Origin of the sequence: Pseudoxanthobacter sp. M-2 (assembly GCF_046156265.1) — a bacterium.
Lineage (GTDB): Bacteria > Pseudomonadota > Alphaproteobacteria > Rhizobiales > Segnochrobactraceae > CAMDHY01.
The window spans coordinates 19,469-35,334 of the sequence record NZ_JAWDIR010000043.1; the positions used below are offsets into that span (position 1 = coordinate 19,469).

At 70.3% G+C, this 15,866-nt stretch carries 15 protein-coding genes; 7 read left to right on the forward strand and 8 right to left on the reverse strand.

What is annotated here, in order from left to right; translation table 11 throughout:
* Positions 1–50 precede the first annotated feature (50 nt).
* The 3 genes from RUR49_RS17750 to RUR49_RS17760 are packed head-to-tail and all read left to right on the forward strand — an operon-like array spanning position 51 to position 2,375.
* Positions 51–575, forward strand: coding sequence for a TRAP transporter small permease (locus tag RUR49_RS17750; protein ID WP_409147738.1), 525 nt, complete (start codon positions 51–53; stop codon positions 573–575).
* A complete protein-coding gene (locus RUR49_RS17755; protein ID WP_409147739.1) occupies positions 572–1,885 on the forward strand; it encodes a TRAP transporter large permease in 1,314 nt (437 codons plus the stop codon). Before RUR49_RS17750 ends, RUR49_RS17755 begins: the two co-directional genes overlap by 4 nt.
* Before the next feature lie 19 nt (positions 1,886–1,904).
* Positions 1,905–2,375 (forward strand): MarR family winged helix-turn-helix transcriptional regulator, encoded by a 471-nt coding sequence (locus RUR49_RS17760; protein ID WP_409147740.1) that lies wholly within the window; start codon positions 1,905–1,907, stop codon positions 2,373–2,375.
* Between the two features lie 19 nt (positions 2,376–2,394).
* Here RUR49_RS17760 and RUR49_RS17765 read toward each other — a convergent pair whose 3' ends face one another.
* The 8 genes from RUR49_RS17765 to RUR49_RS17800 form a co-directional block, all read right to left on the reverse strand.
* Entirely contained in the window at positions 2,395–3,276 is an 882-nt protein-coding gene (locus RUR49_RS17765; RefSeq protein WP_409147741.1) for an amidohydrolase family protein, read from the reverse strand.
* Positions 3,277–3,296: 20 nt separating this feature from the next.
* On the reverse strand, positions 3,297–5,072 hold the full coding sequence (locus tag RUR49_RS17770; RefSeq protein ID WP_409147742.1) for an AMP-binding protein: 1,776 nt from the start codon (positions 5,070–5,072) through the stop codon (positions 3,297–3,299).
* A 103-nt stretch (positions 5,073–5,175) separates the two neighbouring features.
* Positions 5,176–5,949 (reverse strand): crotonase/enoyl-CoA hydratase family protein, encoded by a 774-nt coding sequence (locus tag RUR49_RS17775; RefSeq protein ID WP_409148123.1) that lies wholly within the window; start codon positions 5,947–5,949, stop codon positions 5,176–5,178.
* 339 nt (positions 5,950–6,288) lie between these two features.
* Positions 6,289–8,487 carry a glucans biosynthesis glucosyltransferase MdoH gene (gene mdoH / locus RUR49_RS17780; RefSeq protein WP_409147743.1) on the reverse strand — a complete coding sequence of 733 codons (2,199 nt, stop codon included), beginning with the start codon at positions 8,485–8,487 and terminating at the stop codon, positions 6,289–6,291.
* On the reverse strand, positions 8,475–9,998 hold the full coding sequence (locus RUR49_RS17785) for a glucan biosynthesis protein (RefSeq protein WP_409147744.1): 1,524 nt from the start codon (positions 9,996–9,998) through the stop codon (positions 8,475–8,477). The genes mdoH and RUR49_RS17785 overlap by 13 nt, the downstream gene beginning before the upstream one ends.
* Positions 9,999–10,216: 218 nt before the next feature.
* Positions 10,217–10,615: a cupin domain-containing protein gene (locus RUR49_RS17790; protein WP_409147745.1), complete on the reverse strand. Its 399-nt coding sequence runs from the start codon at positions 10,613–10,615 to the stop codon at positions 10,217–10,219.
* Between the two features lie 113 nt (positions 10,616–10,728).
* Positions 10,729–11,613 (reverse strand): nitrilase family protein, encoded by an 885-nt coding sequence (locus RUR49_RS17795; RefSeq protein WP_409147746.1) that lies wholly within the window; start codon positions 11,611–11,613, stop codon positions 10,729–10,731.
* A 43-nt stretch (positions 11,614–11,656) separates the two neighbouring features.
* Positions 11,657–12,265 carry a cupin domain-containing protein gene (locus RUR49_RS17800; protein ID WP_409147747.1) on the reverse strand — a complete coding sequence of 203 codons (609 nt, stop codon included), beginning with the start codon at positions 12,263–12,265 and terminating at the stop codon, positions 11,657–11,659.
* 230 nt (positions 12,266–12,495) lie between these two features.
* On the opposite strand from RUR49_RS17800, the gene RUR49_RS17805 reads away from it, so the two are divergent.
* From RUR49_RS17805 to RUR49_RS17820, 4 genes are read left to right on the forward strand one after another with little or no spacing between them, the layout of a single operon-like run.
* On the forward strand, positions 12,496–13,494 hold the full coding sequence (locus tag RUR49_RS17805; protein ID WP_409147748.1) for an ABC transporter substrate-binding protein: 999 nt from the start codon (positions 12,496–12,498) through the stop codon (positions 13,492–13,494).
* A 7-nt stretch (positions 13,495–13,501) separates the two neighbouring features.
* On the forward strand, positions 13,502–14,218 hold the full coding sequence (locus tag RUR49_RS17810; protein ID WP_409147749.1) for a M24 family metallopeptidase: 717 nt from the start codon (positions 13,502–13,504) through the stop codon (positions 14,216–14,218).
* Between the two features lie 13 nt (positions 14,219–14,231).
* The gene (locus RUR49_RS17815; RefSeq protein ID WP_409147750.1) at positions 14,232–15,026 is read left to right on the forward strand and encodes an ABC transporter ATP-binding protein; all 795 of its coding nucleotides are present in this window, start codon (positions 14,232–14,234) and stop codon (positions 15,024–15,026) included.
* Positions 15,023–15,826: an ABC transporter permease gene (locus RUR49_RS17820; RefSeq protein ID WP_409147751.1), complete on the forward strand. Its 804-nt coding sequence runs from the start codon at positions 15,023–15,025 to the stop codon at positions 15,824–15,826. Before RUR49_RS17815 ends, RUR49_RS17820 begins: the two co-directional genes overlap by 4 nt.
* Positions 15,827–15,866: the final 40 nt, after the last annotated feature.

Here is a 15,866-nt window from a genome sequence, read left to right on the forward strand (position 1 = left end):
AAGCGCGTGGGGCGCCGGTGACGGCGCCCCGAGAGGAGTGGGGACGGGCGATGCGGCGGTTCGTCGACCGACTGGCGCTGGCCGCGGCGGCCGCGGGGGGCGTCGTTCTCGTCGCCCTCGTGGTGATGACCTGCGTCAGCATCAGCGGGCGGGCGCTGATCGGCCTCGGCCTCGGGCCGGTGCCTGGCGACTTCGAGCTGCTCGAGGCCGGCATCGCCTTCGCCGTCTTCGCCTTCCTGCCGCTCTGCCAGTTGCGGGCCGGGCACGCCACCGTCGACGTCTTCACGAGCGTGATGTCGGCCGGCACCAACCGCGTCCTCATCGCCCTCTGGGAGACGGTGGCGGCCGCCGTCCTCGCTCTCATCGCCTGGCGGCTCGGCGCCGGCCTCGTCCAGAAGTTCGGCAACGGCGAGACGACGTTTCTCCTGCAGTTCCCCGTCTGGTGGGCCTACGCCGCCTGCATGGTCCCGGCCGTCGTGGCGGTGATCGTCGCCGCCTGGTCCGCCGCCGACCGGGTGCGGGCCGCCTTCACCGGACGCGACACCCGTCCGATCAGCGCGGAGTCGGCCCATTGAGCGCCGTCGAGATCGGCCTCTGGTCGTTCCCCGTCCTCCTCCTCATCATCTTCCTGCGCGCCCCGATCGGGCTCGCCATGCTGCTCTGCGGCATCGGCGGCATGTGGCTGGTCACCGGCAGCCCGAACATCGTGCTCGCCAAGCTGAAGACGGAGACCTACTCGACCTTCTCGAGCTACTCCCTGTCGATCGTCCCGATTTTCCTGCTGATGGGCCACCTCGCGGGCATCGGCGGCATGAGCCGGGCGCTGTTCAAGGCGGCGGAGGCCTTTCTCGGGCACTACCGCGGCGGCACCGCCATGGCGGCCGTCGGCGCCTGCGCCGGCTTCGGCTCGATCTGCGGATCGTCGCTCGCGACCGCAGCGACGATGGCGCAGGTGGCGCTGCCGGAGCTCCGCCGCGCCGGTTACGCCGGTGGCCTCTCGACGGCGACGCTCGCGGCCGGCGGAACGCTGGGCATCCTCATCCCACCCTCGGTGATCCTCGTCGTCTATGCGACGCTGACCGAGCAGAACATCGCCAAACTGTTCCTCGCCGCCTTCATCCCCGGCATCCTGGCCGCCCTCGGCTACGTGCTCGTCATCGCGCTCTACGTCCGGCTCTATCCGGAGAGCGCCGGCCGCCAGCCACGCATGGCCTTTCCGGAGCGCTGGCGGGCGCTCGCGGCGGTGTGGCCGGTGATGCTGGTCTTCGTCGCGGTGGTCGGCGGCATCTACACGGGCGTCTTCACGCCGACGGAAGGCGCTTCGGTCGGCGCTCTCGGTACCGGCATCATCGCCTTCGTGTCCGGCGAACTCACCTGGGCGAAGTTCTGGCAGGCGATCATGGCGACGGCCGTCGGCACGGCAATGATCTTCTTCATCGTTCTGGGCGCCGCCTTCTTCAACGCCTTCCTGGCGCTCACCCAGGTGCCGCAGCTGATCTCGACCTTCGTCATCGAGCAGGGCTACGGGCCGTGGCTGGTCCTGACGATCATCCTTCTGCTGTACCTCGTGCTCGGATGCGTGATGGACAGCCTGTCGATGATCCTGCTGACCGTGCCGATCTTCTTCCCGATGATGACGAGCCTCGACTTCGGCATGAGCCAGGAGCACATGGCGATCTGGTTCGGCATCCTCGTGCTGATCGTCGTCGAGGTCGGGCTGATCACGCCACCGGTCGGGCTCAACCTGTTTGTCATCAATGCGATGGACCGCAATACGCCGATCCGGGAGACCTACCAGGCGGTGATGTTCTTCGTCGGAACGGACATCGTGCGGGTCGCGATCCTTGCGGCCTTTCCGTCGATCACGCTGTTCCTGCTGACGTGAGGGAGCGATGAAGGGGGCGATGGCCGATCCACCGGGGGAGAAGGGCACGCAGGACGGCACCGTGTCCGACGCCCGCCTCGAGCAGTTCACCGGCTATCTGATGAAGCGCGCCTTCAACGTCGTGCAGTCGGACCTCGCCCGCGTGCTCGAGCCGTTCGGGCTCAGGATGCTGTCGTTCTCGACGCTGATCGTGGTGATCGACAATCCCGACATCACCCAGACGCAGCTCGCCCAGGCGCTGTCGGTCGAGCGTTCGAACATCGTCGTGGTGCTCGACGCACTCGAAGAGGCGGGCCTCCTCAACCGCAACCCGGTGCCGCGCAATCGCCGCGCCTATGCGCTGCGGGCGACGCTCGCCGGCCAGCGTCTGGCGGAGAAGGCGAGACGCGCGGTGGCGGAGCATGAGGCGAGGCTCTTCGGCACTCTCTCGGCGGAGGAGCACGCCGTGCTGCGGGGGGCCCTGTCGAGCCTGAAGTCGGCGGCCGTCTGAACGCGGAGCGTGCCGGCGCTCAGGCGGCCCCGATGGCGCCGAGCAGTCGCAGCGCGTTTTCCTTCAGGATGAGCGGCCGCACCTCGTCGCGGAACGGCGCCTTGTCGAAGGCGTCGAGCCACTTCTCCGGGGCGATCATCGGCCAATCGGAGCCGAACAGCATCTTCTTCTTGAGGATGGTGTTGGCGTAACGGACGAGAATTTCGGGGAAGTATTTCGGCGACCAGCCCGACAGGTCGATGTAGACGTTCGGCTTGTGGGTCGCCACCGCGAGCGCCTCCTCCTGCCAGGGGAAGGAGGGGTGGGCGAGGATGATCGGCATGTCGGGAAAGTCGACGGCGACGTCGTCGATGTACATCGGGTTCGAATACTTGAGCCGCATGCCGTTGCCGCCGGGCATGCCGGCACCGACGCCGGTCTGGCCGGTGTGGAAGAGCGCGGGCTTGCCAGTCTCGGCGATCGCCTCGTAGAGCGGCCAGGCCATGCGGTCGTTCGGGAAGAAGCCCTGCATCGTCGGGTGGAACTTGAAGCCCTGGATGCCGTGGTCGCGCACCAGGGTGCGCGCCTCCCACGCCCCGAGCTTGCCCTTGTGCGGGTCGATCGAGGCGAAAGGGATCAGGATGTCGGCGTGGCGGGCGGCGGCCTCCGCCACTTCCTCGTTGCGGTAGCGCCGGTAGCCGGTCTCGCGCTCGGCATCGACGGGGAATATCACCGCGGCGATGTTCTGGGCGCGGTAGTGGGCGGCCGTCTCGTCGATGGTCGGCGGATGGGCCCAGGGCGCGCCGAAGTACTTTGCCATCGCCGTCTGCAGGTCGTCGTAGCCGTCGTCGGCATGGTGGCCGCACGGCTCCTCGGCGTGGGTGTGGAAGTCGATGGCGCGGACCGCCGCAAAATCGACCATGGCCGTCTCCTTCGGGTGCGTCAGCCGCGGACGACGGCCGGATCGGCGTCGTCGTAGAGGCGGTCGAGCAGCGCCGCCCGCCGTTTCAGCACGTTGGCGACATTGAGCGAGCCCTTGTCGGTAATCTCGTGGCCGGCGACCGACGGCGGCTCGGAGAGGATCAGCGCGCGAGCGATGCGGCGCGACGAGCCCGTCGCTTCGGCGTTGATCAGGATGAGGCGCTCGGCGACGGCCTGCTGCAGGGCGGCGTCGACGATCGCGCCGTCGGTCGCCACGAGGCCTTCCGCCAGGGCGCGATCCGGGAAGACGAGAAGGCCGATCTCCGACCGGTCGTGGCCGCAGACGACGACGTCGGCGGCGACGCCGCGCAGCTCGCGCATCGCGTCGAGACGGAGGCGTCCGACGTGGACCCAGGTGCCGGTTGAGAGCTTGAAGTCCTCGCCGACGCGGCCGTCGAAGACGAGGCCGCGCGCCGCGTCCTGCGGATCGGCAAAGCGGACGGCGTCGCCGGTGAACAGGAAGCCGTCCTCGTCGAAGGCGCTCGCGGAGCGCTCGGGATCGTCGAGATAGCCGCGCATGACGTTCGGCCCGCGCACGCGCATCTCGCAGCGCATGTCGGCGTCGGGGACGAGCTTCACCTCGACGCCCGGCAGCGGCACGCCGATGATGCCGGAGCGTCCGACGGGCTCCTGCACCATCACGCAAGACGGTGCCGTCTCGGTCATGCCCCAGCTCGAGGCCATCAGCGGCAGGCGACCGCTCTCCTCGAGACAGTACTGCTCGAGCTTCTCCCAGATCGGCGCCGCCATCGAGGCACCCGCGTAGAACAGCAGGTCGAGGTCGCCGAAGAAGCGCCGGCGCAGCGCCTTGTCCTTCTCCGCCGCTGCCACCAGCAGCGCATAGGCGACGGGCACGTTGAACGAGAGGGTGCCGGCGTGGGCGAGGATGTTCTCGCAGGTTCGCGCGAAGCCGGCGGGTGTCGGCTTGCCGTCGTCGATGTAGAGGCTGCCGCCGTGCGAGAGAACGAGGTTGACGTTCTTGCTGCCGCCGAAGACGTGGTTCCACGGCAGCCAGTCGAGCAGGCGCGGCGGCCGGTCGGCGAGGAAGGGCCAGGCGGCGGCGATCTGCGCCTGGTTGACGCACATCATGCCATGGGTGGTGACGACGCCCTTCGGGGCGGAGGACGAGCCGGAGGTGAAGAGGATCTTCGCCACCGTGTCGTGCCCGACGGCAGCGTGGGCGGCGTCGACATCGGCGGCCGCGTCGCCGGCGAGCAGCCTGTCGAAAGCCGTCACCGGCCGGCCGGCGCCGTCGCCGTCGACGGCGACGATCTCGACGCCGGCGAGTTCCGGCGTCGCCAGCGCCTGGGCGAAGGGTGCGGCCTTCCCGACGAAGGCCATCTGCGGGCGCACCTTGGCGAGGACGCCGGCGAGGCGATCGGCGGCCTCGGGCATGCGGCCGTACTGTTCGGCGATCGGCACGGCGACGGCGCCGACATACTGCGCGGCGAGCGACAGGATCAGGTGGTCGACGCCGTTGCCGGAGAGGAAGGCGATGCGACCGCCGGCGCCAAGACCGCGGCCGAGGAGGGCGGCGCCGACCGCACGCACCTCCTGCAGCAACTCGGCATAGGTGACGGTGCGCCAGCCGGCGCCGGAGCGCTCGGCGACGGCGACGCGGTCCGGCGCGGCCGCCGCCCAGTGATCGAGCCAGGCGCCGACGCTTCCGGCGACCGCGCCGATCTCATGTGGCGCGCGCAGGATCAGCGTGCCGTCCGGGCGACGTTCGACGTTCACCTGCTGAGGGCGAAACCTTGCCTCGTTCAATCCGCCGCGACGGTGCACGGCCCCCTCCCATTGTTCACGGTTCTTGTGGTTGGTGTCGCTGAAGCCTCCCGGCTCAGCGGAAGGTCGGCGCGCGCTTCTCCAGGAACGCCCGCAGGCCCTCGACGGCGTCGGGGCTCGTCTGGGTGATGGCGGCGCACAGGCTCTCGGTGAACAGGCCGTCGGCGGTGGCCATGTCCGAGATGCGCGAGAGCGCCTGCACCATGATGTAGTTCGACAGCGGCGCGTTGCCGGCGATCTTGGCCGCCAGCTCGCGGGCGAGCGGCATCGCCTCGCCGGCGCCGACGGAATAGTGGGCGAGGCCGAGACGCAGGCCCTCGTCGGCGCCGTATTTCCGGCCGGTCAGCATCATCTCGATCATCCGGTCGGCGCCGAGGATGCGGCCGATGCGGACCGAGGCGCCGCCGCCGACGAAGATGCCGCGCCGGCCTTCGGGCAGCTGGAAGATCACCGACGGCTCGGCGATGCGCACGTGCGTCGCCGCCGCGAGTTCGAGGCCACCGCCGATCACCGCGCCTTCCATCGCCGAGACGGTGACGAGGCCGCCGAACTGCACCGTCTCCATGACGCGATGCCAGTTGCGGGAATGGCGCATCGTCGTCTCGGCGTCGCGGGCGACGTGCTCCGACAGGTCGAGGCCCGAGCAGAAATGGCCGCCGCTGCCGGTCAGCACGACGACGCGGACGCCTTCGGGGGGGCGGGAATAGAAGCCGTCGATGGTGGCGAGCAGCGCGTCGCACATGGCGTTGCGCTTCTCCGGACGGCTCATCGTCAGGGTGGCGATGGGGCCGTCGACGGTGATGGCGAGGGGGCGGTCGGGGTCTGCCATCGTCAGCAACCGTCGCCCATCCGGTCCGTCTTCCGGAAGCGAGAAGGTATGGGACAATGCGAGGGCAGGGCGGAGCGAGAGGGCGACGTCCGGGCGCCTGCCGCGGACCGTCTCGTCACCGCCGAGGATGTGGACCGTCGCATCCGGCCTCCCATAACTGTTATTGATCATAACAATACATGACGCGCGATCCCATGCAAGCGGGAGCTCGAGGGGTGCGGTCGCGATAAGGGGGCGGGTGATTGTGCTCGCTGCCGGCGGACACCCGCACGGGGCCGTTAGTCTTCAGTGCAGGGTCTGCGATTAGATGCGCCAGTCCGGCGTCTCGGACATCGCCCGTCAGCGGAAGAGCGCCGGCTCCTGGTGGTGAGCGGTGGCCGCGTCCTGCGCGGCGAGCGCGATCAGCCGGTCGAGCGCCTCGCGATCAGCGAGGGCGGCGGCCTTCTCGCGCGGGCTGAGGGTGTCGAGGGCCTCGGCCAGGGTGGCGGCATCGTCGACCTTGGCGCGGGCGACGAGCCGCTCGGGTGCGACGTCGCCGCGCCTGCGGCGTCCGCCCTCGGGGAGCATGGCGCGGTGCAGCGCCAGAAGGTCGTCATCCGCCGCCAGCGCCTGAACGGCCTCGAGGTCCGGTGCGCTCGCCGGGGCCGCGAGCAGGGTGGCGAGGCTAGCGAGCTCCTCCGGCGGAGCCCGCTCTTCCGGCGTCGCGAGCAGCCCGATGCGTCCGAGGCCGACGCCGGCGGCGCGCGACGACGTCACCATGGCGAGCGGGATGGCGAGCAGCAGCCCGGCGACCACCGGGCTCATCCACAGAAGCAGCGGCAGCGAGATCGCCCAGGCGGCAGCTCCGAGAATGAGGCCCAGCAGCGTCGCCGGCCCGTAGAGGCGAACGAACTCCCCGAAGGGAACGCGACCGTCGTCGCGACGCTGGGCGCTCCAGCCGCCGTCGCGGCCGCGTAGCACGTCGGCGACGCACGCCGTCTGCAGCACCATCATCACCGGCGCCATCAGGCCGGTGATCAGCGTCTCGAGCAGCACCCCGCCGGTCGCCGCGAAGAGCCCCCCGAAGCCCCGGCGCCGGTTGGTATCGAAGAGGAGGGCCGCGAGCGCGATGAGCTTCGGTGCGAGCAGCGCCCCCATCGTGGCGATGAACACCCAGGCGGCGCGGATCGGGTCCTGCGCTGGCCAGTCGGGGAACAGCGAGAAGCCGCCGGGGAAATAGTCCGGCGGCACAAAGCGCGCCTGCAGCGCCACCAGCAGGCCGGCGACGAGCATCATCAGCCACAGGGGTGCGGTGATGTAGCTGCCGATGCCGATGAGGAGGTGCAGGCGGCTCACCCAGTGCAGGCCTCGCGCCGGCAGGACACCGGCGTGCTGGAGGTTGCCCTGACACCAGCGCCGGTCCCGCACCACGAGGTCCGCGGCCGAGGACGGACCCTCCTCGTAGCTGCCGGCGAGCGAGGGCACGAGATGGACGGCCCAGCCGGCTCGCCGCAACAGCGCCGCCTCGATGAAGTCGTGGCTGAGGATGTGACCGCCGAAGGGCGGGGGGCCGGGCAGGTGAGGGAGGCCCGCCGCGTCGGCGAAGGCGCGGGTGCGGATGATGGCGTTGTGGCCCCAGTAGTTGCTCTCGCTGCCGTGCCAGGCGGCGAGCCCGTGGGCGAGCAGCGGCCCGTAGAGAGCGGCGGCGAACTGCTGGGTGCGGGCGAACAGCGTGCGACCGCGCACGATCGCCGGCAACGTCTGGATCAGCCCGACGCGGGAGTGCGCCTCCATCGCCGCAGCCATCCGCACCATCGCCTCGCCGCGCATCACGCTGTCGGCATCGAGCACGATCATCGCCTCGTAGGCGCCGCCGAAGCGGCAGACCCATTCGGCGATGTTGCCGGCCTTGCGGTCGATGTTGTGCAGGCGTCGCCGATAGTAGAGCCCGCCACTGAAGCCTGCTTCCCGCAGCAGCTGCCGGTATGCATCCGCCTCCGCGATCCAGACGTCGGCGTTGGTGGTGTCACTGAGGATGAAGGCGTCGAACCGGCCTCCGCGTCCTGTCACCTCGAGGGAGCGCAGGGTCGCGGCAAGGCCGGCGAAGACGCGTCGGGGGTCTTCGTTGTAGGTCGGCAGCAGCAGCGCCGTCCGGATCGAAACATCGGGCAATGGGCCGCGCGGGTCGATGCCGAGCGTCACGCCGCGCCCGTGCCGCAGCAGCCCTGGAATGCCGGCGAGCGCGCTGGTGAACGAGAAGGCGATCCAGCCGGAAAGAGCCACGAACAGGACGAGGACCGTGATCTCGAGGCCGGTCAGCCCGCCGACGTCGAGCACCCGGTACATCTCGTAGGCGAAGGCCGCGGTCAGGCCGATGGCGGTGACGAGCAGGAGCGCCCGCCGCACCGGCATGCTGAGGGGCGAGGTCTGGGGCCGGCCGGTGCCACCCGGTGCGCTCGCCAGCGACTGCACCGGCATGACCAGAGGCGCCTCCGGCGGCAGCGACGGCGCCGGATCAGAGGGGCTCGGCTCGAGCCGGTGGAGCGCTACGGCGTCCATCGGTAAAGCCAGACTTCGGACACTCGGCGGTCGCCGCGCATCACCGTGGCGCGCAGCTCCGAGAGGGCCACCCCATCGACCGCCAGGTCGAAGGCGAGCCGGAGCCCGCCGATCTCGGGATTGGGATAGAGTACGAGGTTGCGTATCTCGCCGGCGCTGGCGCTGACGTCGGCCGTCAGGCCCTCCAGCGCATCCGGCCGCGCGCCTTCGCCGATGAGATCGAGGACGAAGTGGCGGGTGCCCTGGCGGTTGCCGACCCGCGTCTGTCCGACGACGATCGCCGGCTTGTCGCCGGGCCGGTCCCAGCCCCAGTGGAGGCGGTAGGTGTAGGAGTATTCGCCACCCCGAGAAAGCGTCTCGCGCGGGCGCCAGAAGGCGACGATGTTGTCGTGGATCTCCTCCGTCGTCGGAATCTCGACGAGATGGACGGCGCCCGGCCCCCAGTCGCCGATCGGTTCCACCCAGACGCTCGGGCGGCGCTCGTAGCGGGCCTCCAGGTCCTGGTAGTCGAAGAAGGACCGTCGCCGCTGCATCAGCCCGAAGCCGCGGGGACCGGCGTCGCTGAAGACGCTGATCTGCAGTTCCCGCGGATTGACGAGGGGGCGCCAAATGATCTCGTCGCGCGCGGTGGCGATAGCGAGGCCGTCGGCGTCACCGGCGGCGGGCCGGTAGTCGTCGATGCCGTCACGGTCGTTCGGCCCGAACATGAACATGCTGGTGAGGGGGGCGAGGCCCGGCTTCTCGATGTCGCGGCGCGGGTAGAGCGTCATCTCCACCGCCATGTTGGTGCTCTCACCGGGGCGGATGGTGAAGCGGTAGGCGCCGGTGCAACTCGGGCTGTCCAAGAGCGCGTGTACGACGATCGTCTCCGCCCCCTCGCGCGGCTCCTCCACCCAGAATGCCTTGAAGAGCGGAAACTCCTCGCCGCCCGGAGCGGCGGTGTCGATCGCCAGGCCGCGGGCCGAGGTGCCGTAGATCTGGTCGCGGCCGATGCCGCGGAAATAGCTCGCGCCCTGGAAGGCGGCGATCTCGTCGAACGTGTCGGCCCGGTTCATCGGCCCATGCAGCCGCAGGCCGGAGAAGGCGAGGTCGAGGCGCGGATCGGGCGCGGCGACGCCGTTCTCGTAGCGGAACATCTCCGGATCGTAGGCGAGGGCCCGGGAGCGGCCGTTGCTGACGATGTAGACGTCGACCCGGTCGCGGAACAGGAAGCCGCGCGAGAACAGCTGCATCTCGAAGCGCGAGCCGGTGCCGTGCCAGAGCGCACGGTCCCGGTTGAAGCGGATGTTGCGGTAGTCGTCGTAGGAGAGCTTGTCGAGCTGCGGCGGCAGGCTTCGGTCGGGGACGACGTAGTCCTTCCCCGCCAGCTCGCGCGCCAGCGTGCGGACGCTCGCAGCGTCGAACGGGATGCTGTCGTCCTGGGCCGTCGCCGCGCCCCTCGTCAGCGCCCAGGCCGGCAGCCCCGCAACGGCCATGCCGCCCACGAGCCCGATGAAATCGCGCCTTCGCATTGTCCCCTCGGCTCCCGCGCCACCACAGCGGGCAGGAGGCCCGCGCCTCGCTCTCAATGTTCGAGAGCGGGCGGAGTTCCAGAGACGGGACTAAGCCGTTGGTCGCGGTGGCGTGGGCCGCGCCGCGAACGGGCAGACGAGAGCGCGTGGCCAGCGGCCGAGCGCGGGGGACAACCCCTCAGGCCGGTCCGGGTTCCGGCCCGAGGGGCTGGCGGCGGTCAGCCGCCGAGGTAGTCCTTCTCCGCCACCGGCTCGGCCCAGTCGATGTGGCGGCCGTCGAGGCGCTCGGCGATGGCGACGTGGGTGACGCTGGTGGTGGCGGTACCGCCGTGCCAGTGGCGCTCGCCGGGGGCGAACCAGACGACGTCGCCCGGCCGGATCTCCATCCGCTCGCCGCCCTCCCGCTGCGCCCAGCCGAGGCCGGCGGTGACGACGAGGGTCTGGCCGAGCGGATGCGTGTGCCAGTGGGTGCGGGCGCCGGGCTCGAAGGTGACGGTCGAGCCGGAGACGCGGGCGGGATCGGGGGCGTCGAAGGGGTTGTCGCGCCACACCGTGCCGGTGAAGTACTCGTTCGATGCCCGGGCCGAGGGCCGCGAGCCGTTTCGTTTCAGGTCCATCGTGATTCCTCCGGGATCGTCCCGGCGGCACCCTATCACCACCACGGCGGCGGGAAATCGGGCAGGGCGGCGCTGCGGCGGGCGGACAGGGGGGGAGGCGTCCGCCCGCCGCCTCAGCGCCAGCCGGGCTTGGCGGTGCTGCCGAGCATGGTGCCGTAGACGTCGTCGCGGCGGTCTCGCAAAGGCTGGTTGAAGTCGTTCCAGTTCCGCTTGCGGCGGGCGTCGGCGAGATTGAGCGTCGCCACCAGAACCTCCTCGCGGTCGTAGCTCGCGGGGCCAGCGACGGGCCAGCCGGTCTGCGAGACGATCAGGCTCTGGCCGATGAAGGGCTGGCCGCGCTCGGTGCCGACGCGGTCGGCGCAGACGACGAAGACCGAGTTGCAGTGGGCGGCGCCCATCACGACGATGTTCGCCATCGCCTCGCGGCTCGGGTCCTGGCCGGGGATCGGCACCCAGTTGGTCGGCACGCAGACGACCTCCGCGCCCTGCAGGGCGGCGAGGCGGAAGCTCTCGGGGAACCAGCAGTCGTAGCAGATGTGGCAGCCGAGCCGGCCGAGCGGCGTGTCGAAGACGGGGAAGCCGAGGTCGCCGGGGGTGAAGTAGAGCGCCTCGTCGGCCCACAGGTGCACCTTGCGGAAGCGCCCGATGAAGCCCTGCGGCCCGAGGATGACGGCGGAGTTGTAGAGGCGATCGCCGTCACGCTCGGTGATGCCGGCGACGATGTGGACGCCGAGGCGGGCGGCTGCCTCGAGCCAGCGGCGCGTCGACGGGCCATCGGGGATCTCCTCGGCGAGGGACCGCGCCTCCTGGCGGCTCTCGAAGACGTAGCCGGTGTTGCAGAGCTCCGGCAGCACGACGAGCTCGGCGCCCCGGCCGGCGGCCTCCTCGATGAGGGCGATCGAGCGGGCGAGGTTGCGCTCGACCTCGCCGATGCGCGGCTCCATCTGGATGCTCGCGACCGTCACGGCCGCCTCGGGCTTGCGCTCTGCGTCAGTCACGGCCTCTCCCTTCCGCGCGACCCGGCGGGCACGCACCGAGTGATCAGAATGTCGGCGGCGTGTTCACCCAGAAGATGCTGGCGCGCTCGCTGCCGGGATTGCGGTAGTGGTGCGGGATGTCGGAATCGAAGACGAAGGCGTCGCCGGCGCCGAGCCGGAAGGTGCGCTCGCCGACCGTCAGATCGACCTCGCCCGCGATGACGTAGCCGACCTCCTCGCCGACGTGGCGGATCGGGCCGGCGCTCTCGCCGCCCTTGTCGATGTGGTGGATGTTGCACTGCAGGAGATGGCCGGCGGAGTAGGGGATCACCCGCTCCAGCGTGATGCGGTCGCCGCGGCGGAGCGAATCGAGGGCGATCAGCGGCCGGGCTCCCTGGCGGAAGATGATGCCCTCCTCGCCGTCGACCTCCTCGAACATCCAGCCGATGTTGGTCTGCAGCACCTCGACGAGGCGGTGCAGCATCGGCAGGGACGGGGAGGCCTTGCCGTTCTCGATCTTCGACAAGAGGCTTTCCGAGCAGGCGGCGTGATCGGCGAGCGCCTTCAGCGTCAGTCCGCGCGTCTGCCGGGCGAGCTTCAGCCGCGTGCCGAGACGGCTCGCTGCCGCGGCGGCCGCGTCCTCGCTCGTCTTCGGCTGCTTCACGACGGCCATCGCGCTCCTCGGCCCACGCCCGGGCGGCGATCCGCACCGGTGTCGACAGGACTCTTCAATAACATTGACATCCATTCAAGTCTCTTGAAAAGTGCTGGCCATCGCGGCGTGGCGTGCGACCGCACGGGGGGCCTGCCGAGGCGAACGCCTCCGCCGGCTGACGGCGGGCGCCGCACCGCATCCCCACTCGACCACACGCCCCGACACGCAGAACCAGAGGACGGAACCCGATGCTCGACCTGACGCGCCGCACCCTTCTCGCAGGCCTCGCCGCCGCGACCTGCCTGATCGCCCCGATGCTGCCCGCACCCGCGGCGGCGGCGGAGCTGAAAAAGATCACCTTCGTGCAGGAATGGCCGGTTCCGGATGGCTTCTGGATCCCCTGGATCCTCGGCTCGAAGAAGGGCTTCTATGCGGAGGAGGGTATCGAGATCGAGATCGTCGTACCGCCGACGGTGGCCGACACCATGAAGTTCCTCGGCACCGGCCGCGCCGACGTCGCCTTCACGACGGTGATGGACGTGATCTTCGCCCGCGGCGAGCAGGCGCCGGTGGTGGCCATCGCCCGCTACGGCCGCGCCAACAACTGGGGCATCCTGTCGGCCGAGGGCAAGCCGCTGACGGTGGCGGAGCTGAAGGGCAAGCGCATCGGCATCTACAACGACGCGTGGACGAAGGCGCAGCTCGAGATGATGCTCGCCGACGCGCAGCTGACGCTCGATGACGTCGAGATGGTTGCCGCCGCCGACGACACCGTGCCGCTTCTGCTGCAGGAGCGCGTCGACGCCATCACCGGCATCACCAACGCCGAGGGCACCGGCATGGCGACCACCGGCGGCCAGACGCCGGAGTTCCTGCCGGCGATCGAACACGGCGTGCCGAACACGCCGATCTTCATGCTCGCCGGCAACGAGGAATGGCTGAAGGCCAATCCCGACCTCGCCAAGGCCTTCCTGCGCGCGACGCGCAAGAGCATCGGCTACGCCACCGAGCACCCGGACGAGGGCATCGCCGCCTTCCAGGAGCTCTATGCCAAGGCCTACGACGAGAAGTTCATCACCCAGCAGTGGAAGGACACCATCCCGCTGTTCGGCGCGATGTCCGACGACCTGATGGTCAACGACCCGGCCCCGTGGGCGGAGCTCCTGGACGCGCTCGTCAAGTTCAATGTGGTGAACTCCGTCGAGGCGCCCGACAGCTACTTCACCAACGCCTACCTCGCGCAGTGACGGGCCGATGACGGCTCAGCACTCCGTGACACGCATCGCGCCGGCCTGGGACTATCGTCCCGGGCCGGACGTCGCCTTCGCCCCGCCACCCGGCCTGGTGGCGGCGCAGAAGATTGCAAAGGGCGCGGCCGCTGCCGGTGTCGCGGCCGCGGTCGCCGGGGCCACCGAGCAGGACATCGAGCGCGCCGTCTCGGCGTACCTGGCGGGCGCCGGCGTCGCGCACGTCTGGACGATCACCAATGTCGGCGTCGGCGCCAACACCCGCGTCTGCTTCCCGACCAACCCGCCGACGACGCTCGCCGCCGCCGAGCGCGATGTCGCGATGATCGACGTCCACCCGATCACCGCCGACGGCTCGTGGGGCGACTGCACCCGCTGCCGCGTCATCGGCGACTGGCCGGAGGCGACCGAGGCGCTGGCCGACCTCGAGCGCATCCACCGCGATACCCTCGCGCTCTGCCGGCCGGGAATGCCGGCGCAGGAGCTGTTCGGAGAATCGCAGCGGCGTCTGATCGCCGAGGGCTTCGAGCTCCTCGACCTGCTCGGCAATATCGGGCATTCCTTAACGGCCGGAGCGGCTTACCTCCACAACTTCATCGACGCCGGCAACGCCACGCCGATGTGGGGCGCCTGGGCGATCGAGCCTTTCGCGGCGCGCGGCGACGTCGCCGTGAAGGTGGAAGACCTCGTCTGGTTCGGCCGTGACGCCTGCACCGTCCTCTGAGCCGGCCGCTGCCGTGACCACCGCACCCGCCAAGCTCGCGCTCTCCGGCGTCTCCCACCGCTTCGGCGAGACCGTCGCGCTGGCGCCGACGGATCTCACCATTGCGCCGGGCGAGTTCGTCTCGGTCGTCGGCCCGTCGGGCTGCGGCAAGAGCACGATGTTCAACATCATCGCCGGCGTGCTGTCGCCGACCGGCGGTCGCGTCTCCGTCGACGGCCGGGACGTCACCGGCCGGGCTGGCGAGGTCGGCTACATGCTGCAGAAGGACCTCTTGCTGCCCTGGCGCACGGTGCTCGAGAACATCGTGCTCGGCGCCACGCTAAAGGGCGGGGCGAGCCGCAAGGAGCGCGAGGAGGGTGTGGCGCTCGCCCGCCGCTACGGCCTCGGCGATTTCGTCAACCACTATCCGGCGGCGCTGTCGGGCGGCATGCGCCAGCGCGTCGCCCTGATGCGCACGCTCGCCATGCACCGCGACGTGCTTCTGCTCGACGAGCCGTTCGGCGCGCTCGATTCGCAGACGCGCTTTGCCATGCAGCAGTGGCTGCTCAGCGTCTGGGAGCGGGAAGGGCGCACCATCGTCTTCGTCACCCACGACATCGACGAGTCGGTGTTCCTGTCGGACCGGGTGGTGGTGATGTCGCCGCGGCCGGGCCGCATCCGGCGGATCCTCGAGGTGCCGATCCCGCGACCGCGGCCGGTGTCGTGCCTGACGACGCCGGAGTTCGCGGCGATCAAGCGCGAGATCCTCGACATCATCTACGAGGCGCCGCCGACGATCGAAGGCGTGCCGCAGGAGACCGGCGCATGAACGGCCGCGGCGCACTCGTCCTCAAGGTCGTCTATCCGCTGCTGGCGCTACTGCTGGTGATCGTGGTCTGGCACCTCGCCGTCGCCTACTACCAGATCCCGCGCTACGTGCTCCCAGCGCCGCACGACGTCGCGCTCCACATCGCCGACGACTGGCCGGCGCTGATGAAGGGATTCGGCGTCACCTTCATCGAGTTCCTGCTCGGGTTCGTGCTCGGGGCGGGCGCGGGCTTCGTCTTCGCCGTGCTGATGGACGCGGCGCAGCCGGTGCGCGGCATCCTCTATCCGATCCTGATCGTCAGCCAGGCGATCCCGATCGTTGCGATCGCCGCCGCCCTGACGATCTGGCTCGGCTTCGGGCTGGCGCCGAAGCTCGTCATCGTCGCGCTGGTGGTGTTCTTTCCCGTCGTCGTCAACGTCCTCGACGGTCTCGCCTCGGTGGACGCCGACCTCCTGAAGCTCGTCCGCGCCATGGGCGCCTCGAAGCTGCAGGTGTTCCGACACGTCAAGCTGCCGGCGACCTACTCGCCGCTGTTCTCGGCGCTCAAGCTGTCGGCGACGTTCAGCGTCACCGGCGCGGTGATCGCCGAGTGGACGGCCTCGACCAGTGGCGGCATCGGCGCCTACCTGCTGCAGGCGAACTCGCGCCTCAACACCTCCGGCACCTTCGCGGCCATCGCCTTCCTCGCGGCCCTCGGCGTCGTCGCCTTCCTGCTCGTCGTGCTGACCGAGCGCCTTCTGACGCCGTGGCGCACCTCCTCCACCGCCCGCCGCTGGTCGCGCGCCTACTGGCGCGGATAGCGGCGGGAGGGGCTGCGCGGGGCCGTCGGTCGCCTCAGGG

What these genes read in the sequence shown, in the direction of transcription:
- RUR49_RS17775 (WP_409148123.1), bottom strand. Translation starts at nt 5,949, where the DNA reads ATGGCAGACCCCGACCGCCCCCTCGCCATCACCGTCGACGGCCCCATC.
- RUR49_RS17785 (WP_409147744.1), bottom strand. Translation starts at nt 9,998, where the DNA reads ATGCGAAGGCGCGATTTCATCGGGCTCGTGGGCGGCATGGCCGTTGCG.
- RUR49_RS17750 (WP_409147738.1), top strand. Translation starts at nt 51, where the DNA reads ATGCGGCGGTTCGTCGACCGACTGGCGCTGGCCGCGGCGGCCGCGGGG.
- RUR49_RS17760 (WP_409147740.1), top strand. Translation starts at nt 1,905, where the DNA reads ATGGCCGATCCACCGGGGGAGAAGGGCACGCAGGACGGCACCGTGTCC.
- RUR49_RS17810 (WP_409147749.1), top strand. Translation starts at nt 13,502, where the DNA reads ATGACGGCTCAGCACTCCGTGACACGCATCGCGCCGGCCTGGGACTAT.
- RUR49_RS17805 (WP_409147748.1), top strand. Translation starts at nt 12,496, where the DNA reads ATGCTCGACCTGACGCGCCGCACCCTTCTCGCAGGCCTCGCCGCCGCG.
- RUR49_RS17790 (WP_409147745.1), bottom strand. Translation starts at nt 10,615, where the DNA reads ATGGACCTGAAACGAAACGGCTCGCGGCCCTCGGCCCGGGCATCGAAC.
- RUR49_RS17800 (WP_409147747.1), bottom strand. Translation starts at nt 12,265, where the DNA reads ATGGCCGTCGTGAAGCAGCCGAAGACGAGCGAGGACGCGGCCGCCGCG.
- RUR49_RS17820 (WP_409147751.1), top strand. Translation starts at nt 15,023, where the DNA reads ATGAACGGCCGCGGCGCACTCGTCCTCAAGGTCGTCTATCCGCTGCTG.
- RUR49_RS17765 (WP_409147741.1), bottom strand. Translation starts at nt 3,276, where the DNA reads ATGGTCGATTTTGCGGCGGTCCGCGCCATCGACTTCCACACCCACGCC.
- mdoH (WP_409147743.1), bottom strand. Translation starts at nt 8,487, where the DNA reads ATGGACGCCGTAGCGCTCCACCGGCTCGAGCCGAGCCCCTCTGATCCG.